The 14,458-nt window shown below is 70.0% G+C and carries 13 protein-coding genes and 1 pseudogene; 5 read left to right on the top strand and 9 right to left on the bottom strand.

Features of this window, described 5'->3' with window-relative positions:
• Nucleotides 1–381 precede the first annotated feature (381 nt).
• The 3 genes from ACZ7M3_RS35605 to ACZ7M3_RS35595 all read left to right on the top strand — a co-directional run bounded on the left by ACZ7M3_RS35605 (nt 382) and on the right by ACZ7M3_RS35595 (nt 3,985).
• Nucleotides 382–1,227 carry an MIP/aquaporin family protein gene (locus ACZ7M3_RS35605; protein WP_351296550.1) on the top strand — a complete coding sequence of 282 codons (846 nt, stop codon included), beginning with the start codon at nt 382–384 and terminating at the stop codon, nt 1,225–1,227.
• A 22-nt stretch (nt 1,228–1,249) separates the two neighbouring features.
• Complete coding sequence (glpK, locus tag ACZ7M3_RS35600) at nt 1,250–2,767, top strand: glycerol kinase GlpK (protein ID WP_472068863.1); 1,518 nt, start codon at nt 1,250–1,252, stop codon at nt 2,765–2,767.
• A 528-nt stretch (nt 2,768–3,295) separates the two neighbouring features.
• Nucleotides 3,296–3,985, top strand: coding sequence for a DUF4232 domain-containing protein (locus ACZ7M3_RS35595; protein ID WP_472068861.1), 690 nt, complete (start codon nt 3,296–3,298; stop codon nt 3,983–3,985).
• Between the two features lie 243 nt (nt 3,986–4,228).
• Here ACZ7M3_RS35595 and ACZ7M3_RS35590 read toward each other — a convergent pair.
• Nucleotides 4,229–6,467: pseudogene (locus ACZ7M3_RS35590) on the bottom strand (MMPL family transporter).
• Nucleotides 6,468–6,656: 189 nt separating this feature from the next.
• Between ACZ7M3_RS35590 and ACZ7M3_RS35585 the strand changes: the two are divergent.
• Nucleotides 6,657–7,316: a TetR/AcrR family transcriptional regulator gene (locus ACZ7M3_RS35585; RefSeq protein ID WP_472068859.1), complete on the top strand. Its 660-nt coding sequence runs from the start codon at nt 6,657–6,659 to the stop codon at nt 7,314–7,316.
• Between the two features lie 24 nt (nt 7,317–7,340).
• Here the strand turns inward: ACZ7M3_RS35585 and ACZ7M3_RS35580 are convergent, their stop codons facing one another.
• The 5 genes from ACZ7M3_RS35580 to ACZ7M3_RS35560 all read right to left on the bottom strand — a co-directional run bounded on the left by ACZ7M3_RS35580 (nt 7,341) and on the right by ACZ7M3_RS35560 (nt 12,259).
• Nucleotides 7,341–7,640: a hypothetical protein gene (locus tag ACZ7M3_RS35580; protein ID WP_472068857.1), complete on the bottom strand. Its 300-nt coding sequence runs from the start codon at nt 7,638–7,640 to the stop codon at nt 7,341–7,343.
• Between the two features lie 76 nt (nt 7,641–7,716).
• A complete protein-coding gene (locus ACZ7M3_RS35575; protein WP_472068855.1) occupies nt 7,717–8,529 on the bottom strand; it encodes an acyl carrier protein in 813 nt (270 codons plus the stop codon).
• A gap of 175 nt (nt 8,530–8,704) precedes the next feature.
• Complete coding sequence (locus tag ACZ7M3_RS35570; protein ID WP_472068853.1) at nt 8,705–9,553, bottom strand: phosphatase PAP2 family protein; 849 nt, start codon at nt 9,551–9,553, stop codon at nt 8,705–8,707.
• A gap of 3 nt (nt 9,554–9,556) precedes the next feature.
• Nucleotides 9,557–10,510, bottom strand: a complete 954-nt coding sequence (locus tag ACZ7M3_RS35565) for a YihY/virulence factor BrkB family protein (protein ID WP_472068851.1) — start codon at nt 10,508–10,510, stop codon at nt 9,557–9,559.
• Complete coding sequence (locus ACZ7M3_RS35560) at nt 10,511–12,259, bottom strand: bifunctional phosphatase PAP2/diacylglycerol kinase family protein (RefSeq protein ID WP_472068849.1); 1,749 nt, start codon at nt 12,257–12,259, stop codon at nt 10,511–10,513. It abuts the gene before it with no gap.
• 238 nt (nt 12,260–12,497) lie between these two features.
• Here ACZ7M3_RS35560 and ACZ7M3_RS35555 point away from each other — a divergent pair, with 238 nt between their 5' ends.
• Complete coding sequence (locus ACZ7M3_RS35555; RefSeq protein ID WP_472068847.1) at nt 12,498–12,779, top strand: 3-oxoacyl-[acyl-carrier-protein] synthase III C-terminal domain-containing protein; 282 nt, start codon at nt 12,498–12,500, stop codon at nt 12,777–12,779.
• 4 nt (nt 12,780–12,783) lie between these two features.
• Here ACZ7M3_RS35555 and ACZ7M3_RS35550 read toward each other — a convergent pair whose 3' ends face one another.
• The 3 genes from ACZ7M3_RS35550 to ACZ7M3_RS35540 form a co-directional block, all read right to left on the bottom strand.
• On the bottom strand, nt 12,784–13,173 hold the full coding sequence (locus tag ACZ7M3_RS35550; protein ID WP_472068845.1) for a luciferase domain-containing protein: 390 nt from the start codon (nt 13,171–13,173) through the stop codon (nt 12,784–12,786).
• A gap of 96 nt (nt 13,174–13,269) precedes the next feature.
• Nucleotides 13,270–13,482, bottom strand: coding sequence for a helix-turn-helix domain-containing protein (locus ACZ7M3_RS35545; protein ID WP_472068843.1), 213 nt, complete (start codon nt 13,480–13,482; stop codon nt 13,270–13,272).
• Between the two features lie 7 nt (nt 13,483–13,489).
• Entirely contained in the window at nt 13,490–14,080 is a 591-nt protein-coding gene (locus ACZ7M3_RS35540; RefSeq protein ID WP_472068841.1) for a hypothetical protein, read from the bottom strand.
• Nucleotides 14,081–14,458: the final 378 nt, after the last annotated feature.

Here is a 14,458-nt window from a genome sequence, read left to right as displayed (position 1 = left end):
CGCGGGCGCACCGGACCGGCGAAGCGTGGGGCGGCTCCTTGCTCCTCCGCCTACGAGGCCTCTTTCAACACCCGTCACAGAGTGTCGCAGTCCGCGGAAGAGTATTCCGCTGGCGATATCCATTTGTCCTGTTATCATCATTACGTAGAGTGACGACTCATTGCATGGCTGTGAGCGTCCTCGTCGTACAGCCCGTGCGTGATGTTCGGGAACGAGAGCGTGCCGGGACGGCCGGCCCCGAAGGGGTGTCCCACCGTAGGGCCAGGTCTGAGGACATGACATTTCACTGTTTGTGCGGTTATTTCTTGATCGCCCTATGCTGATGCCGTGCGGCCTCGGGCAGTCGACGGCCGGTCCTGAGCCGGCGGGAAGCGGGCTTCCATGAGTGAGCGGGTTAGCAGGTCGGGGTTGATAGGCGAGCTGTCGGCCGAATTCGCGGGCACCATGATTCTCATCCTCTTCGGTTGCGGCGTGGTGGCCCAGGTGGTCGCCGGCGGAGCGCTCACGACTCCACCGGGTGGCCTCGGAAACCACGACAGCATCTCCTGGGCGTGGGGCCTCGGTGTCACCTTGGGTGTCTACGTCGCGGCACGGCTGAGCGGTGCTCATCTCAACCCCGCGGTGACCGTCGCCCTGGCCACGTTCAAGGGCTTCCCGTGGAGCAAGGTGGCGCCCTACGCACTGGCGCAGACGGCCGGCGCCTTCGTGGCGGCCCTCCTCGTACGGTGGAACTACACCGAGGCGCTGGCGAAGGCCGACCCCGGTCACACCTACAAGACACAGATCGTGTTCTCCACGCTCCCCGCCAACGGCAACACGAACCTGCCGGTCTACGAGTGGGGCGCGTTTCGCGACCAGGTCATGGGTACCGCCATCCTGCTGCTGCTGATCCTGGCCATCACGGACCTGCTCAACACACCCCCCGGCGCCAACCTGGGCCCCTTCATCATCGGCCTGGTCGTCGTGGGCATCGGCATGGCCTGGGGTACCAACGCGGGCTACGCGATCAATCCGGCACGTGACTTCGGTCCCCGTCTCGCCAGCTTCCTGACGGGATACGGCGGAGCATGGCGAGATCAGTACGGGAACTTCTACTTCTGGGTGCCGATCCTCGGTCCCCTGGTCGGCGGTCTGGTCGGCGGGGCCCTGTACAAGTTCTTCGTCGGCAAGTTCCTGCCGACAGCGGAGCCGGAGCCCCCGGGCCGCATCCCCGCCCCCAAGGACTGACACCTACGAAAAGGTGGCACCCATGGCGGATTTCGTCGGCGCGGTGGACCAAGGGACCACCAGTACCCGATTCATGGTCTTCGATCATGCGGGCAACGAGGTGGCGAAGCACCAGCTGGAGCACGCCCAGATCCTTCCTCGCTCCGGGTGGGTCGAGCACGACCCGGTGGAGATCTGGGAGCGCACCGACTCCGTGATGCAGAACGCCCTGCGGCACGGGAACCTGTCCCCGACCGACCTGGCCGCGATCGGCATCACCAACCAGCGGGAGACCACGGTCGTCTGGGACCCTCGCAACGGCCGCCCCTACTGCAACGCCATCGTCTGGCAGGACACCCGCACCGACTCCATCGCCGCGGCCCTGGAACGCTCGGGCCAGGGAGACGTCATCCGCCACAAGGCGGGCCTGCCGCCGGCGACCTACTTCTCCGGCGGCAAGATCCAGTGGATCCTGGAGAACGTCGACGGCGTCCGCGAGGCAGCCGAGCGGGGACACGCGCTCTTCGGTAACACGGACTGCTGGGTCCTGTGGAACCTGACCGGCGGTCCCGACGGCGGCATCCACGCGACCGACGTGACCAACGCCAGCCGCACCATGCTGATGGACCTGGAAACCCTCGACTGGGACGACGAACTGCTGGGCTTCTTCCACATCCCGCGGGAGATGCTGCCCACCATCAACCCCTCGTCCCATCGGGAGGCGTTCGGTGTGACGCGCGCATCCCGGCCACTGCGCGCCGCCGTCCGCATCAGCGGGGTGCTCGGCGACCAACAGGCGGCCACCGTCGGACAGGTCTGCTACGCGCCCGGCGAGGCCAAGAACACCTACGGCACCGGCAACTTCCTGGTGCTCAACACCGGCACGGAACTGGTCCGCTCACAGCACGGCCTTCTCACCACCGTGGCGTACCAGTTCGGCGACAGCCCGGCGGTCTACGCCCTGGAGGGCTCCATCGCGGTCACCGGGTCCGCGGTGCAATGGCTGCGCGACCAGATGAAGATCATCAGTAGCGCGGCCGAGAGCGAGACCCTGGCCCGCACCGTCGAGGACAACGGCGGCATGTACTTCGTCCCGGCGTTCTCGGGCCTGTTCGCCCCGTACTGGCGCTCCGACGCCCGGGGTGCGATCGTCGGCCTCGCCCGGTACAACGACAACGGCCACCTGGCCCGGGCGACCCTGGAAGCCATCTGCTACCAGAGCCGCGACGTGGTCGAAGCCATGGAGCAGGACTCCGGAGTCCACCTCGACGTGCTCAAGGTCGACGGCGGTGTCACCGCCAACGACCTGTGCATGCAGATCCAGGCCGACGTCCTCGGTGTACCGGTCAGCCGCCCGGTCGTCGCCGAGACCACCGCGCTCGGCGCCGCCTACGCGGCAGGGCTGGCCACCGGCTTCTGGCAGGACACCGACGAACTGCGCACCCACTGGCAGGAGTCGAAACGCTGGGAGCCCCAGTGGTCCGACGACAAGCGAGCGGAGGGCTACGCGGGCTGGAAGCAGGCGGTGGAGCGCACGCTCAACTGGGTCAAGGTCGAGTAGACCGGCCTTCGGTGTCGCCGTCATCGTGCGCGCGGGCAGCACCGGCGATCTTCAGCGGCGTGCGGTCATGTTGCTGGTCGGGTCCGGGAGTCGCAGCGCCCGCGTCCGGCACGCGCGGGCCCGTCCCGGGCGGATGGATGCCGGGCGTTGTCTCAACTGATCCGGCCCGGCTCCACTGTTTCGAACCCTTCGCGGAGGTGCTCGCCGAAGCGGCCGGAGCGGGATGAGGAGGGCAGGCGATCGGTTGTGGTCCGTCGGGTTACGGGTCTGTCCCAACGGGCGGCGGCTGCGAACAGGTGCGCGACGGTGGCGGGAACCGCTGTCCCGGCTGGCCGGCGGCGCGTCCGGGCGTGGTCTGCCCGGTGATGGCGCGCGTTGTGCCTGGCTGTGCCTGTAACAGGAATGTCTTATGCGGTGACTGGACGGAACGGCCGACCGGGCAGGGCCGCTCCTGTTGGTCGGAAACGCTCGCTCGTACCGACCCGTACCGAGCGGCCGACACTGCCAACCGATACCGAGGTAGAAACGATGCGCGTTCACAAGCTCACCTTCGCCGCCCTGGCCGTCGCCGCCGGTCTCTCGCTCACGGCCTGCCAGAACGACGACGCCGACACGGGACAGAGCGCCCCGTCGTCCGGGGCCACCGCGTCGTCCTCGGGAGGCGCTTCGGACTCGGGCAGTTCGGACCAGGGCGGCGCGAAGGGCTCCGCCGGGACGAGCTCCGCAACGAACTCCGGCGCAACGAATTCCGGCGGGACGGGTACGGCTGCCGGGACCGGCTCCAACGCGAACGCCAAGGTCGGCAAGTGCCGCACCGACGAGTTGGAGATCACGGCGAAGGACAACACCATCGACGGCGACCCCGACGGCACCGTCGTGGTCGAGCTGACGAACCACAGCGGCCGGGACTGCACGATCTCCGGGTACGCGGGCGTCGACCTGAAGACCAACGCGGGGTCGCTGTCCGCGAAGCGCACCGGCCAGCAGGCCACCTCGGCCGTCCTCAAGAACGGAAAGTCGACGTACTTCCCCGTCAACTACCCGTTCAACAAGTCGGGCGGCTCCGGCGTCCGCGTCACCGGGCTGGTGGTGACCCCGCCGGACGAGACGAAGTCGGTCACCCTCAACTGGCCGGGCGCCGCCACGCTGCCCGTCACGGACGGCTCCGGATCCCCGGTGAAGGTCGGCCCGGTCGGAAGCGCCGGTCAGGGCGGCTGACCCGCACGCCTGGACCAGTCGGCCACCGGGCCCCGGATCCCGTCGCGGACCGGCCGGGGCGCCCCCATCCAGATCAGCCGCGCGCAGCTCACCGTGACCCGTACGGCCCATGGTGCGAAGCGCAGAACGTTGCCAGGACCGTTCGCCGCACGGACGCAGCACACATGTCCTCACCGAGGCGCCCTGCAACGGGGAGTTCCGGAAAGGACCGGCACGCATGTGTGACGGCCCGGTGTTGGGCGGTCAGGCTCCCGTCGCGTCCTTCACGTACGGCGATGCTGCTGTTGCGGGTTGCGTGGTGGCCGTGGGTTCGGGGCCGCCTTCGCTGAGGCCGAACCGGTCGTGGAGCTGGCGAAGGAAGCCCGGTGCGTACCAGGCCGAGCGGCCGAGCAGGCGCATGGCGGCGGGGACGAGTACGCCGCGTACGGCGAGGGCGTCGATGAGGACGGCCAGTCCGCTGCCCAGGCCGAACATCTGCATGAAGCTGATCTTGGCGGTGCCGAAGGCGAAGAAGCTCACCGCGAGGAGGAAGGCCGCCGCGCTGACGATGCGTCCGGTGTGGCCGAGGCCGTCGGCCACGGCGGTCTCGTTGTCCTTGCCCAGATCGTGGAGTTCCTTGATCCGGCTGGTGACGAACACCTCGTAGTCCATCGAAAGGCCGAAGGCGATGCAGAACATCAGCACCGTCATCGATTTCCATCGGCTGCGACGTGAAGCCGAGCAGGGAGGAGAGGTGGCCGTCCTGGAAGATCCAGGTCATGACGCCGAGGGTCGCCGCCAGGCTGATCACGTTGAGGACCAGTGCGCGCAGCGGCTGCACGACGCTGCCGGTGAACAGGAAGAGCAGGACGAAGGTGGTGAGGGCGACCAGGGCCACGGCGATCGGGAGCCGGCCGCCGATGGAGTTCTTGGAGTCGACCAGTACGGCGTCGGTTCCGCCCACCAGAGGGTGTGTCCCGGCGGGCGGGGCGAGTGCCCTCACCTCTTCGACCAGGTTCTGGGCCGCGTCCGACTTCGGGGTCAGGGCACTCACCAAACTGATGCGCTGCGCGTCGGGCCGGCCGAGGGTGGTGTTGCCGGGAGCGGTCGCCGTGGACTGTCCCTCGGCGTAGGTTCCCGTGCTGGTCTCGACGCGTACGACGCCCTTGAGCCCGGACAGTTCGGCTGCGTACGACTCCAGCGGGGCCTTGTTCACGGGCTGGTCGATGACGATGTTGACGGCTGAGTCCTCGCTGCCGTCGAAGTTCGCCCGCAGCGCTGTGGAGACCTGGCGGCTGGCGGCGTCCTTGGGCAGGACGCGCTCGTCCGGTGTGCCGAAGGTGATGCCCAGCAGTGGGCTCGCCGCCGCCAGCAGCACGGCGAGTACGGGGAGCGCGGTGAGCGCGGGCCGCCGCATGACGGTGCGGGCCAGCCGTCCCCACATCGGTGCCCGGGTACCGGAGTGCCCCGGCTTCGCCCACGGCAGCCGCCCGCTGTTGACCCGGTGACCCAGGATGGTCAGCAGAGCCGGCATCACGAACAGGGTGCCGAGGGCGGCGATGGCGACGACACCGACTCCGGCGAAGCCGAACGAGCGCAGGAAGTACTGCGGGAACACCAGGAGCGCCGCGAGCGCCGCCGCCACGGTCGCGGCGGAGAACGCGACGGTGCGGCCGGCCGTGTGCACCGTGCGCCGTACGGCGTCGTCCACGCTCGCCCCCGCCGCGAGCTGCTCCCGGAAGCGGCTGGTCATCAGCAGGGCGTAGTCGATGCCCAGTCCGAGGCCCAGGGCGGTGGTGAGGTTGGTCGCGGTGTCGGCGACGTCGGTGACGCTGCCGAGGAGGGAGAGCTGGGCGAACGAGCCGATGACGGCGATGACGGCGATGGCCAACGGCAGCAGGGCCGCGACCACGCTGCCGAAGACGAACAGGAGCAGCACGAGGGTGAGCGGTATGGCGATGGTCTCGGCCAGGACCAGATCGTCGACCACCTGTTTCGACAGGTCGTCGCCCACCGCGGCGCCGCCCCCGGCCTGGACCGTGAGTGCGCCCTTGTGGGTTCCGGTGTAGGCGTCGAGGATCTTCCGGGCGTTTTCCCGCTGCTGTGTCTCGTCGCCTGTCACATGGGCGAGCACCATGGCTTCGCGGCCGTCCCGGGAGCGGAGGTCGGGGCTGTGCGTGTCCCAGTAGGAGACGACGTTGGTGAGCTCCTTCTCCTTCCTGAGGTCGGTCACCAGGGTCTGTCCGCTCTGCGTGGCTGCGGGGGTGTCGATGCGGCCGTCGGGGGCTTGGACGAGCAGGACCAGGTTCGTCTCTCCGCCGAACTTCTCGTCGATGACCTTCGCGGCCCGGGTGGACTGGGAGGCGGGGTCGTCGAAGCCGCCTCCGCGCAGCTTTTCGAATGCGCCGGCTCCCAACACGCCCATGAGGGCCACGGCCGCGACTGCGATGACGAGGACCAGCCGGGACCGGCGAATCGCAAGGTCGGCCAAGCGTTCAAACACGTGCGTTCTCCTTTGCGTTCTTACGGTGGAAGTGGCGTGAAACAGCCGGATGTACGGCGACCTGCCGACTCGTGAATGCCTCGGCGAGTTACCTGCTCTCGGGTTCGTTAGGAGTTGTAACTCACGCTCGGAGGGAGTGTCAATAACCATCGTGATAACCTCTAACTAAACGGTGAGGGAGGGCAGGTCATGGACGAAGCAGAGGTGACGACGCCACGCGAGCGCTACCGCGCCCAGGTGCGTGCGGAGATCAAGGAGCGTGCGTGGGAGCAGATCGCCACGGCGGGGGCGTCCGCGCTCTCCCTCAACGCGATCGCCAAGCACATGGGCATGAGCGGGCCCGCGCTGTACCGGTACTTCGCCAGCCGAGACGAGCTCATCACCGAGTTGGTCAGGGATGCGTACCGCGGCCTCGCCGACACCTTCCGTGCGGCCCGCGCCGCGGGTGCCGACGCGACCGGCCTCGCGCACGCGCTGCGCGGCTGGGCCCTGGCCGACCCCCAGCGGTACTTTCTCGTCTACGGCACCCCTGTCCCCGGCTACCACGCGCCCGACGACATCACCGCGATCGCCTCCGAGATCATGGCGGGGCTGCTCGACGCGTGCGCCGAGCTGTCCGCGGACGGCCCGGCGACCCCGTTTGATGCCCACCTCGCCGATCACCGGGACTGGGCGGGTGGCCACCCCGCCCCGCCCGCCACGCTCCACCGGGCCCTGACCTTCTGGACCCGCCTGCACGGCGTCCTGTCCCTGGAACTCGCCGGCCACTTCACCGGGATGGGGTTCGACCCCGCGCGGTTCTACGACGCCGAGCTGGCCGACCTGCTGAGCGTGCCCACGAAGTCCTGAAAGGCGCCTTGTTCTGCCACCTGCTCAGCTCGCGCCGGTGTTGCGCGTCGGCAGCGGCCGCCGCGCAAGCGCGCCGGGAGAGCGGCGGGCTCGGTGAGAGAGGGTGCGGCGGGCTCGTTTGCGGAAGTTCCTGGTGACGACATCGCTGGGCAGCGGGCCGTCGTGATCGGGCCGTGCCGCCCGGCGGGTGAGCGGCGCGGCTTGTTCGGCGCCCCAGGTGCCGGGGTCCCCGTAGACGAACTCGCCCCGTGCTTGCCCGACGTCGATCCGTGCCCTGGTCGGGCCCGCCGTGCGGAGCCCCATGACCGCGACGGAGTGGGGCACTCCCGTGAACGCATCCCTCGGGATGCGTTCACGGGATCAATCGACTGAACCCAAGGACTTCGCCTCCTGTGGAGGGCTACGTGCGGGGGAGCGAGGTGTTGGTGATCGGGAGCGGCTGGACCGCGCCCGCCACGTAGAGGTCCGTCGGAGCCGTGCGCAGCTCGAACGTGTCGTCGTCGCGCGAGACGCGCACGGACAGCACGAAGAAGCCGTCGTCCTCGGTGGTCGTCTTCACGTGGTACTCGCTCTCCCAGTAGGTCTGGAGGAAGACCTCGGTGCCCCCGGGCTCGACCCCCTTGGGGAGGGTGACCTTGCCCTGGACGGTGAGGATGTCGCCCGCCTTCACCTTCTTCTTGTTGACCTGGTAACTGACGGAGCTGGACTTGGTGTTGGCGGCCACGGTGGTGTCCGCGAAGTAGCCGTCCTGCGGGGTGTTGAGGTCGCCGTCCTCGTCGTAGAGAGCGGTGATGTGTACCCCGTGCTGGACGTTGAGCAGGCTGCTGCCGGTCACGTGGTCGATGTCGACGTCGGGGACGGTGAACTTCCCGCTCGCGTCGGTGACCGGCTTGCCCAGGTCGCGCGGCTCGTAGTAGTTGGGGTCGATCGGGTCGCCCCACGGGTTCCAGGTGGTGAATTGGACGACCTCCTGGATGGTGACGGGGATGTGGGGCGCCGGGGTGCCGTCGGCCTTGGTGACGGTGCCGGTGACGTCGACGTGGCGGTTGTCGTAGTCGGTGCTGGCCGGGTTGGTGGTCACGGTCAGCACGTAGGCGTCGCCGGGGGAGGCGTCCGAGGGCTTGGCTGAGGCGGCGGGCGCGGACAGCGCGCCTGCGGCGAGCAGGAGCGCGGCGGTGGCGGCAAGCCGCGTCGGCAGGGACTTCCTGGACACAGAGGAGCTCCAACTTCGGTCGGGGTCAGAGGAGTTGCTCCGGGCGGCACCGGTTCCGCCGCGGCGCAGGTGTGCGACGCAGCAGGTTCGACCGGCGGGGTGGGACGGGAGTTGTGCCCCGCGCGGCCGCTGTTACGCGGCTGTGGCAGGAGGAGGATTTGTCCGGGTTGCGGGTTCACCTGAACGTCGGCCGCAGGCCGCCCCGCATTGCCCTCGACGGGTGGATGATGGGGATATGGAGGGATTGCGCACCACCCTGTGTCCGGGGCCTCCCACCGGTGAGTTCGGGCTCCAGTCCCTCCCTCAATTCGGCATGTCCGCGGCCTGCGTCGGTGCGCCAGGACTCGAAGGCCCAGGTGGTGAGGGTGACGACGGCGAGGCCCAGGAGCCAGCCGCCCACGACATCGCTGAACCAGTGCACGCCGAGCGCGATCCGGGTGAAACCGACGCCGAGCACGGACACGACCGCGGCGCACCAGCACAGCGCCCGCAGAGCGTGCGGCACCATGGGCAGCAGGACCAGCAGCAGGATCGCGAACGAGGTGGTCGCGGTCATCGCGTGCCCTGACGGGAAGGAGTATCCCGGTGCGTGCGCGACCGGGTCCGCCAGGGACGGTCTGGCCCGCTCGACCACCGTTTTGACCAGCAGCCCGACGAGTCCGCCGACCACGGCCGTCACGGCGGACCAGGCGGCGAGTCGCCAGGCCCGGCGGTACAGCAGCCACACGGTCAGCAGCGCGACGACCGTCCGCAGGGTGAACGGGTCCCACACCCGGTCGGACAGGAAGCGCAGGGTGTGCGTCCACGCCGGGTGTTCGAGGGCGGTCTCGTTCAACCGCCGTGCCGCGCCCACGTCGAGACGGCGCAGCGGCTGCCAGTGCCCCTCGACCAGGACGAGCAGCAGGCCGAAGGCGACGGCGGCGACGGCGGCGACGGCGGCAGAACCGAGCAGGTGGATGCCGAATCTCCGGTCGGCCGCCCGGCGGCGACGGTCACGAAGGCGCCGGGCCGTGGCGCGGACCACCCTTCAGACTCCCGGGTCGGCTGTGATCGGACCGGGCCGCAGCGCCCGCGCGGCTTCCAACTGTGCGGCGAAGGACAACCCCAGAAAGAGGGCGATGGAGGTCAGGTAGGCCCACAGCAGCAGCGACATGAAGGCGCTGAGCGGGCCGTAGACCGTGTCGAAGGACCCGCTGATGCCCAGGTACAGGCTCAGCAGCCAGGTCAGGGCCGTCCACAGCACGAGATACACGGTGGCGCCGAAGGCCAGCCAGGTGTAGCCGGGCTGTCGGCGCCGGGGGGAACGGCGGAAGATCGCGCTGGCCGAGAGGAGGGCGAGCAGCAGGCCGAAGGGCCGGCGCAGGATCTCGCAGAGGGTCCTGGCGTCGCCGTCGAGGTGATACACCGTCACCGCCGCGGCGGCCAGGTCGCCGCCGGCCACCATCACGATGAACCCGAGGCCGAGCGGGATCCCGGCGCTGAGGGACATCACGAGCCCGCGCAGGTACTTCTGGTGGAAGGGGCGGTCCCGTTCGTTTCCGTAGATCCGGTTGGCGCCGCGTTCGATCTGGCACATCGCGGTGGTGACGTTGACCAGGGAGAAGACCAGGCCGAACCAGAGGGCGATCTGGTCACCGTCGCCCGCGCTGTGGCGGCTGCGGTCCAGTGCGTCGTCGACGACGTCGGCGCTGGGTCCCTGCGCGATCCGGTGGATGGTCAGTTCGGCGAGTCTGCCGATGTTCTCCGTGTGCAGTGCGGTGGAGAGCCCGACAAAGGCGATGGCCAGTGGGATCACCGCCAGTACCGTCTGGAGGGCGAGCGCGCGGGAGTGGCTGAAGCCGTCGGCGTAGCGGAACCGGACGAAGGAGTCGCGCAGCAGGGGCCAGCGGCCGTAGCGGCGCAGCGACGCCAGTGCCTCGTCGGCCGAGAGTTCGTCGCCGGTCATGTCGCGGGTCTCGGGGACCTTGGTGGCGGTGCTCATTCACTTCTCCCGGGTGGGCAGCAGGACGGTCAGCGCACCGGGCCTGACCTCGGCGGTGAGACGTCGGCCGTGGGACACCGGATCTCCGTCGAGTTCACGCGACTGCGGTGCGGCGAAGGTGAGTTCGGCTCGCCGGAAGGTGAGGAACTCCACCGGTACGCCCTTCGTGCCGGTGCCCTCGGGGACGAGCGTGTCCATGGTCGTGGGCCGCGCGTTCCGCCCGCGGCCGCGCATCAGGACGCCCAGGGCACGCATCCAGCCGGCGGGGCCGCGCGGGTCGAGGATCAGCAGATCGAGCAGTCCGTCGTCGGGCCGGGCCGCCGGGAGGAGCGTGAGACCGCCTTGTACGGTGCCGACGTTGGCCACGAGCACCATGCGGGCCGTGCGGTGCAGGACGGGCACGTCGTCGAGCCGGAGCGTCAGCCGCATCCGGGGCGTGCCCAGTGAGCCGATGACGGCGAGTAGGTAGGCGGGCCAGCCGACGGCGGACTTGGCGCGGTCGTCGGTGTGTTCCAGCATCGCGGCGTCGAGCCCGGCTCCGGACATCGCAGCGAAGTGGGTGGGGGCGAGGCCGTCGCCCTCGATGCGGCCGAGGTCGAGGCGGTGCGGGGTACCGGACAGCGCGGCGTCGAGCGCGGTGGCGGGGGTGAGCGGCAGGCCGAGGTTGCGGGCCAGCAGGTTGCCGGTGCCGCAGGGCACCACGACGAGCGGTACCCCGCTGCCGGCCAGGGCGTCCGCGACCGCCCTTACGGTTCCGTCGCCACCGCAGACCACGACCAGGGTCGCTCCGTCACGGACCGCGCGGGCCGTCTGGCCGGTGCCGGGGTCGTCGGCGGTGGTCTCGATGAACGCCGGTGCGCGGTGGCCGTGTTGTTCGAGGATCCGCCGCAGCTTCTCGCGGGCCGCTTCGCCGGTCACCGTGGGATTGAAGATCACGGCGGTCCTGCCGGGCTCGCGCTCCTCGACCTCGCCGGTCGCGTCGGTGTGCCCGGTCCGTGATGAGGGGACGGCGGCCACGGACCTGTCGGTGAACAGGGCACGGCCGACGATCAGCAGGGACAGGGCGCCGTTGGCCATTCCGCCGATCACGTCCGTGGGGTGGTGCATGCCCCGGTAGAGGCGGGCTGTGCCGACGGCCAGCGGCACGAGGAACAGCAGCCCGGCCAGCGGCCACCGCCACGGCCTGCGGACCCGGGACAGCACGAGCACCGCGAGTCCGGCGTACAGCGCGGTGGCCGCGCCGGTGTGGCCGGAGGTGTAACTGGACGTGGGCGGAGAGGCGTCGAGGCGGTGCACGTCCGGGCGGGTGCGGTCCAACGACTCGGTGACGACCAGGAACACCAGTGACTGGAGCGAGACGGCGACGGCGAGGAAGACCGCCTGGCGCCACATCGGCAGCCGGGGTACGAGCAGCAGGGCGACGCAACTCACCACAGTGATGACGATCACCGTGAGGGTGTTGCCCGCCTCCGAGCCGAGGTACGACAGGGTGGTGAGCGGGCCCGTACGGATCCGCTCGAATCCCTCGTTGACGTTGTCCTCGACCGTCAGCGGCCACACGTTCCGGGCGGGGCCCGTGATCAGGAGTCCGAAGCCCACCATCAGGGCGGCCTGGCAGAGGGTCAGTACGCCGATGCGCGCGGCGGCCTTGCCGGTACCGCGGGGCAGGACGGACGAGCGGCTTGGCCGGACCGCTTCGGGTCCTTCCCCAGTCGCTCCTGCGGCTCTCTCCGGCACGGCGGTCGGCATCGGGACTCCCACGGGTCGGCGCCTCGCGGCGGACTTCGGCTGGGTGGCTTTCGCACCCGATGCACCGCCGTGTGCCCCCGAAGCGGAGGCGCAGACGCTCCGTGACGTGGGAATCCACGAACTCGCGCCCCGGACGCACGCGGAAGGTGCGTCTTGCCCAGTTGCGCGCTGCCGAGCTCTCCCAGAGGGACAGCCAGCCGGCCCCCAACTCCCGCAGAACCGGCAGGACCAGAGCGCGATGGCGGCCTACCAGGAGGCCGAAAAGGCGTGGCAGGCCCAGCAGGACGCACGCCTTGCTGATCAACTGGTGGCTGAAGGAACCATCGTGGTGCCCACCTTCCACCGCACGGGGAACATGGGAGCCGCCGCCCTCCCGCTCCAGCTCTCCCTCGCCGCGGAACAACGCCGCCTGCGGCCGGGTGACACAGTGGCACTGGTCGGCCCGGCCGGCGGTGTCAGTGCCGGCGTGATGCTGATCAACTGGTCAGCCCCACCGCCCGCTTCCGCCCTACGTCGGTGACGTCTCAGCCCACGGTGCCGCGTGGAAGCACCACGCTGCGCAGGTCGTTGCAGCCCGCCGACAGAGAGTCGCCCGGAACCGGCCATGCCTGGTGGGACTGAAGAGCGAGGCTCACCAGAGTGAGGAGCAGGCCGATGTCGGCGTTCACTTCGAGGCGTATCGTCACCCACCGTGATTCGGGCACCATTCGGACCGCGGTGGCGCCCCTGAGATGATCCTGGAAACGGTGAATGGCACGCGCTGTGAGGTGCAGGTCGACATCGTGATCCGAATGGAAGTGCACGATCTCGCCCTGCGCCGAACTCAGCGCCCGCCCTGTGCCGCAGCTCGGCCGGGCCTCCGTGAGGTCCGGCCAGCCCGCCAGTTGGGTCATGGCACGCGAGGCCAACGTCATGCGCCCATCATGACGAGCTCACCGTCCGGCCACCAGGATTTGAGCAAGCCGTAACTGAGCCGTAGCCCACGCATGTCCGGAAATGGCGGGTGGAAGTCAGGGGCGTTTCTCCCTGAGCGGGCAGCGTTCTCCGAGGTCGAGGGCGAGGTCGCACGGGACGGGTGGGTCAGACGGGGTCGAGTGCCTTGAGCTGGGGGCGAGGTCGAGTCTGATGTCGGGATCGGCGAGATTGATACCGGCGGTCTGTTCGATCTTCGTCAGTCGGTAGCGCAGGGTGTTCGTATGGATGTGTAACCGCTCAGACTCCACAGGGGCGTCACGGTCTCCAGGTCGGCGACCACGGTCGGGTCGGGCACCCGGATGAGGGCGGCGCGCGCCCAGCAGTCCTCGAAGGCGGGCGGGGCGCCGGCGCGAGGCGGGCCACGGCCGGCGCCCCGCCCGGCCACCTTGCGCGACCTGGGCCGTCCGCCACGGCCGCCGAACCGACGCCCGCGTAGCTGGGCATACGATCCCCGGCCCCGCCGTCGAGCAGGTCCCGCAGCCAGTCCCGTACCGTCGCCGCGGAGTTCTCCTGGGGACGGCCGACCGTCAGGACGAGGTACCAGAGGCTGGGCGACCGCCCGGCGTGCACGGTCGGATACGGGGACCGCTGCATCAGCGCGAGCCCGTGTTCCAGCCGGGAGCGGGCCATGGCGCGTTCGGAGGGGCCGATCCGGTGGGTGCGGTAGTGCTCGGTCCTGCGCCGCATCAGATGCACCGCGACCCGGTGGGCGATCCGCGCGAACGCCGTCACCTGCCGCCGCTCGGCCCCGAACACCACCGCCCACATCGCCCCGAGTCCGAAGCTCCCGCCTCGCAGTCCCACGGCGAGCCGGTCGGCGGCGCCCTCCGCCACCCCGCGCACCACGACCGGGCCCTACGCCCTGTCGTCACATTCCCGTCTGCCCCGCGACGCCATGCACGCGCCCCCAAGTTCTCGGCTTCGCTCGAGCAGGGGGGACCCCCATGGCGCCGCGGGGCCCGCCCTCCGGGCGGACGACGGGAATGTGACGACAGGACCTAGCTGCGAGCGATCTCCCGCGGGACCCGGCGCGCCACGAGCGCCTGCGAGAACCCGGTCGGCACCCGGCGGCTCAGCGCAGCGTCTCCGCGGTCGTCGTCGTTCTCGGCTTCGCCGGCGCCTGGTGGATACTGTCGGCCCGCACGTGGTTCACCGGACCCAAGGTCCAGGGCAGCGCCGACGAGCCGGCCTCCATCGAACGCGAACTCACGGGCAACAGAGCAC

Source organism: Streptomyces sp. NPDC111656, assembly GCF_055656965.1.
This window is presented reverse-complemented; position numbering and strand designations above follow the sequence as displayed.

Excerpts from the sequence above, each read along its gene's own strand:
- ACZ7M3_RS35585 (WP_472068859.1), top strand. The coding sequence starts at position 6,657 with ATGGACGAAGCAGAGGTGACGACGCCACGCGAGCGCTACCGCGCCCAG.
- ACZ7M3_RS35595 (WP_472068861.1), top strand. The coding sequence starts at position 3,296 with ATGCGCGTTCACAAGCTCACCTTCGCCGCCCTGGCCGTCGCCGCCGGT.
- ACZ7M3_RS35560 (WP_472068849.1), bottom strand. The coding sequence starts at position 12,259 with ATGCCGACCGCCGTGCCGGAGAGAGCCGCAGGAGCGACTGGGGAAGGA.
- ACZ7M3_RS35555 (WP_472068847.1), top strand. The coding sequence starts at position 12,498 with ATGGCGGCCTACCAGGAGGCCGAAAAGGCGTGGCAGGCCCAGCAGGAC.
- glpK (WP_472068863.1), top strand. The coding sequence starts at position 1,250 with ATGGCGGATTTCGTCGGCGCGGTGGACCAAGGGACCACCAGTACCCGA.
- ACZ7M3_RS35605 (WP_351296550.1), top strand. The coding sequence starts at position 382 with ATGAGTGAGCGGGTTAGCAGGTCGGGGTTGATAGGCGAGCTGTCGGCC.
- ACZ7M3_RS35550 (WP_472068845.1), bottom strand. The coding sequence starts at position 13,173 with ATGACGTTGGCCTCGCGTGCCATGACCCAACTGGCGGGCTGGCCGGAC.
- ACZ7M3_RS35565 (WP_472068851.1), bottom strand. The coding sequence starts at position 10,510 with ATGAGCACCGCCACCAAGGTCCCCGAGACCCGCGACATGACCGGCGAC.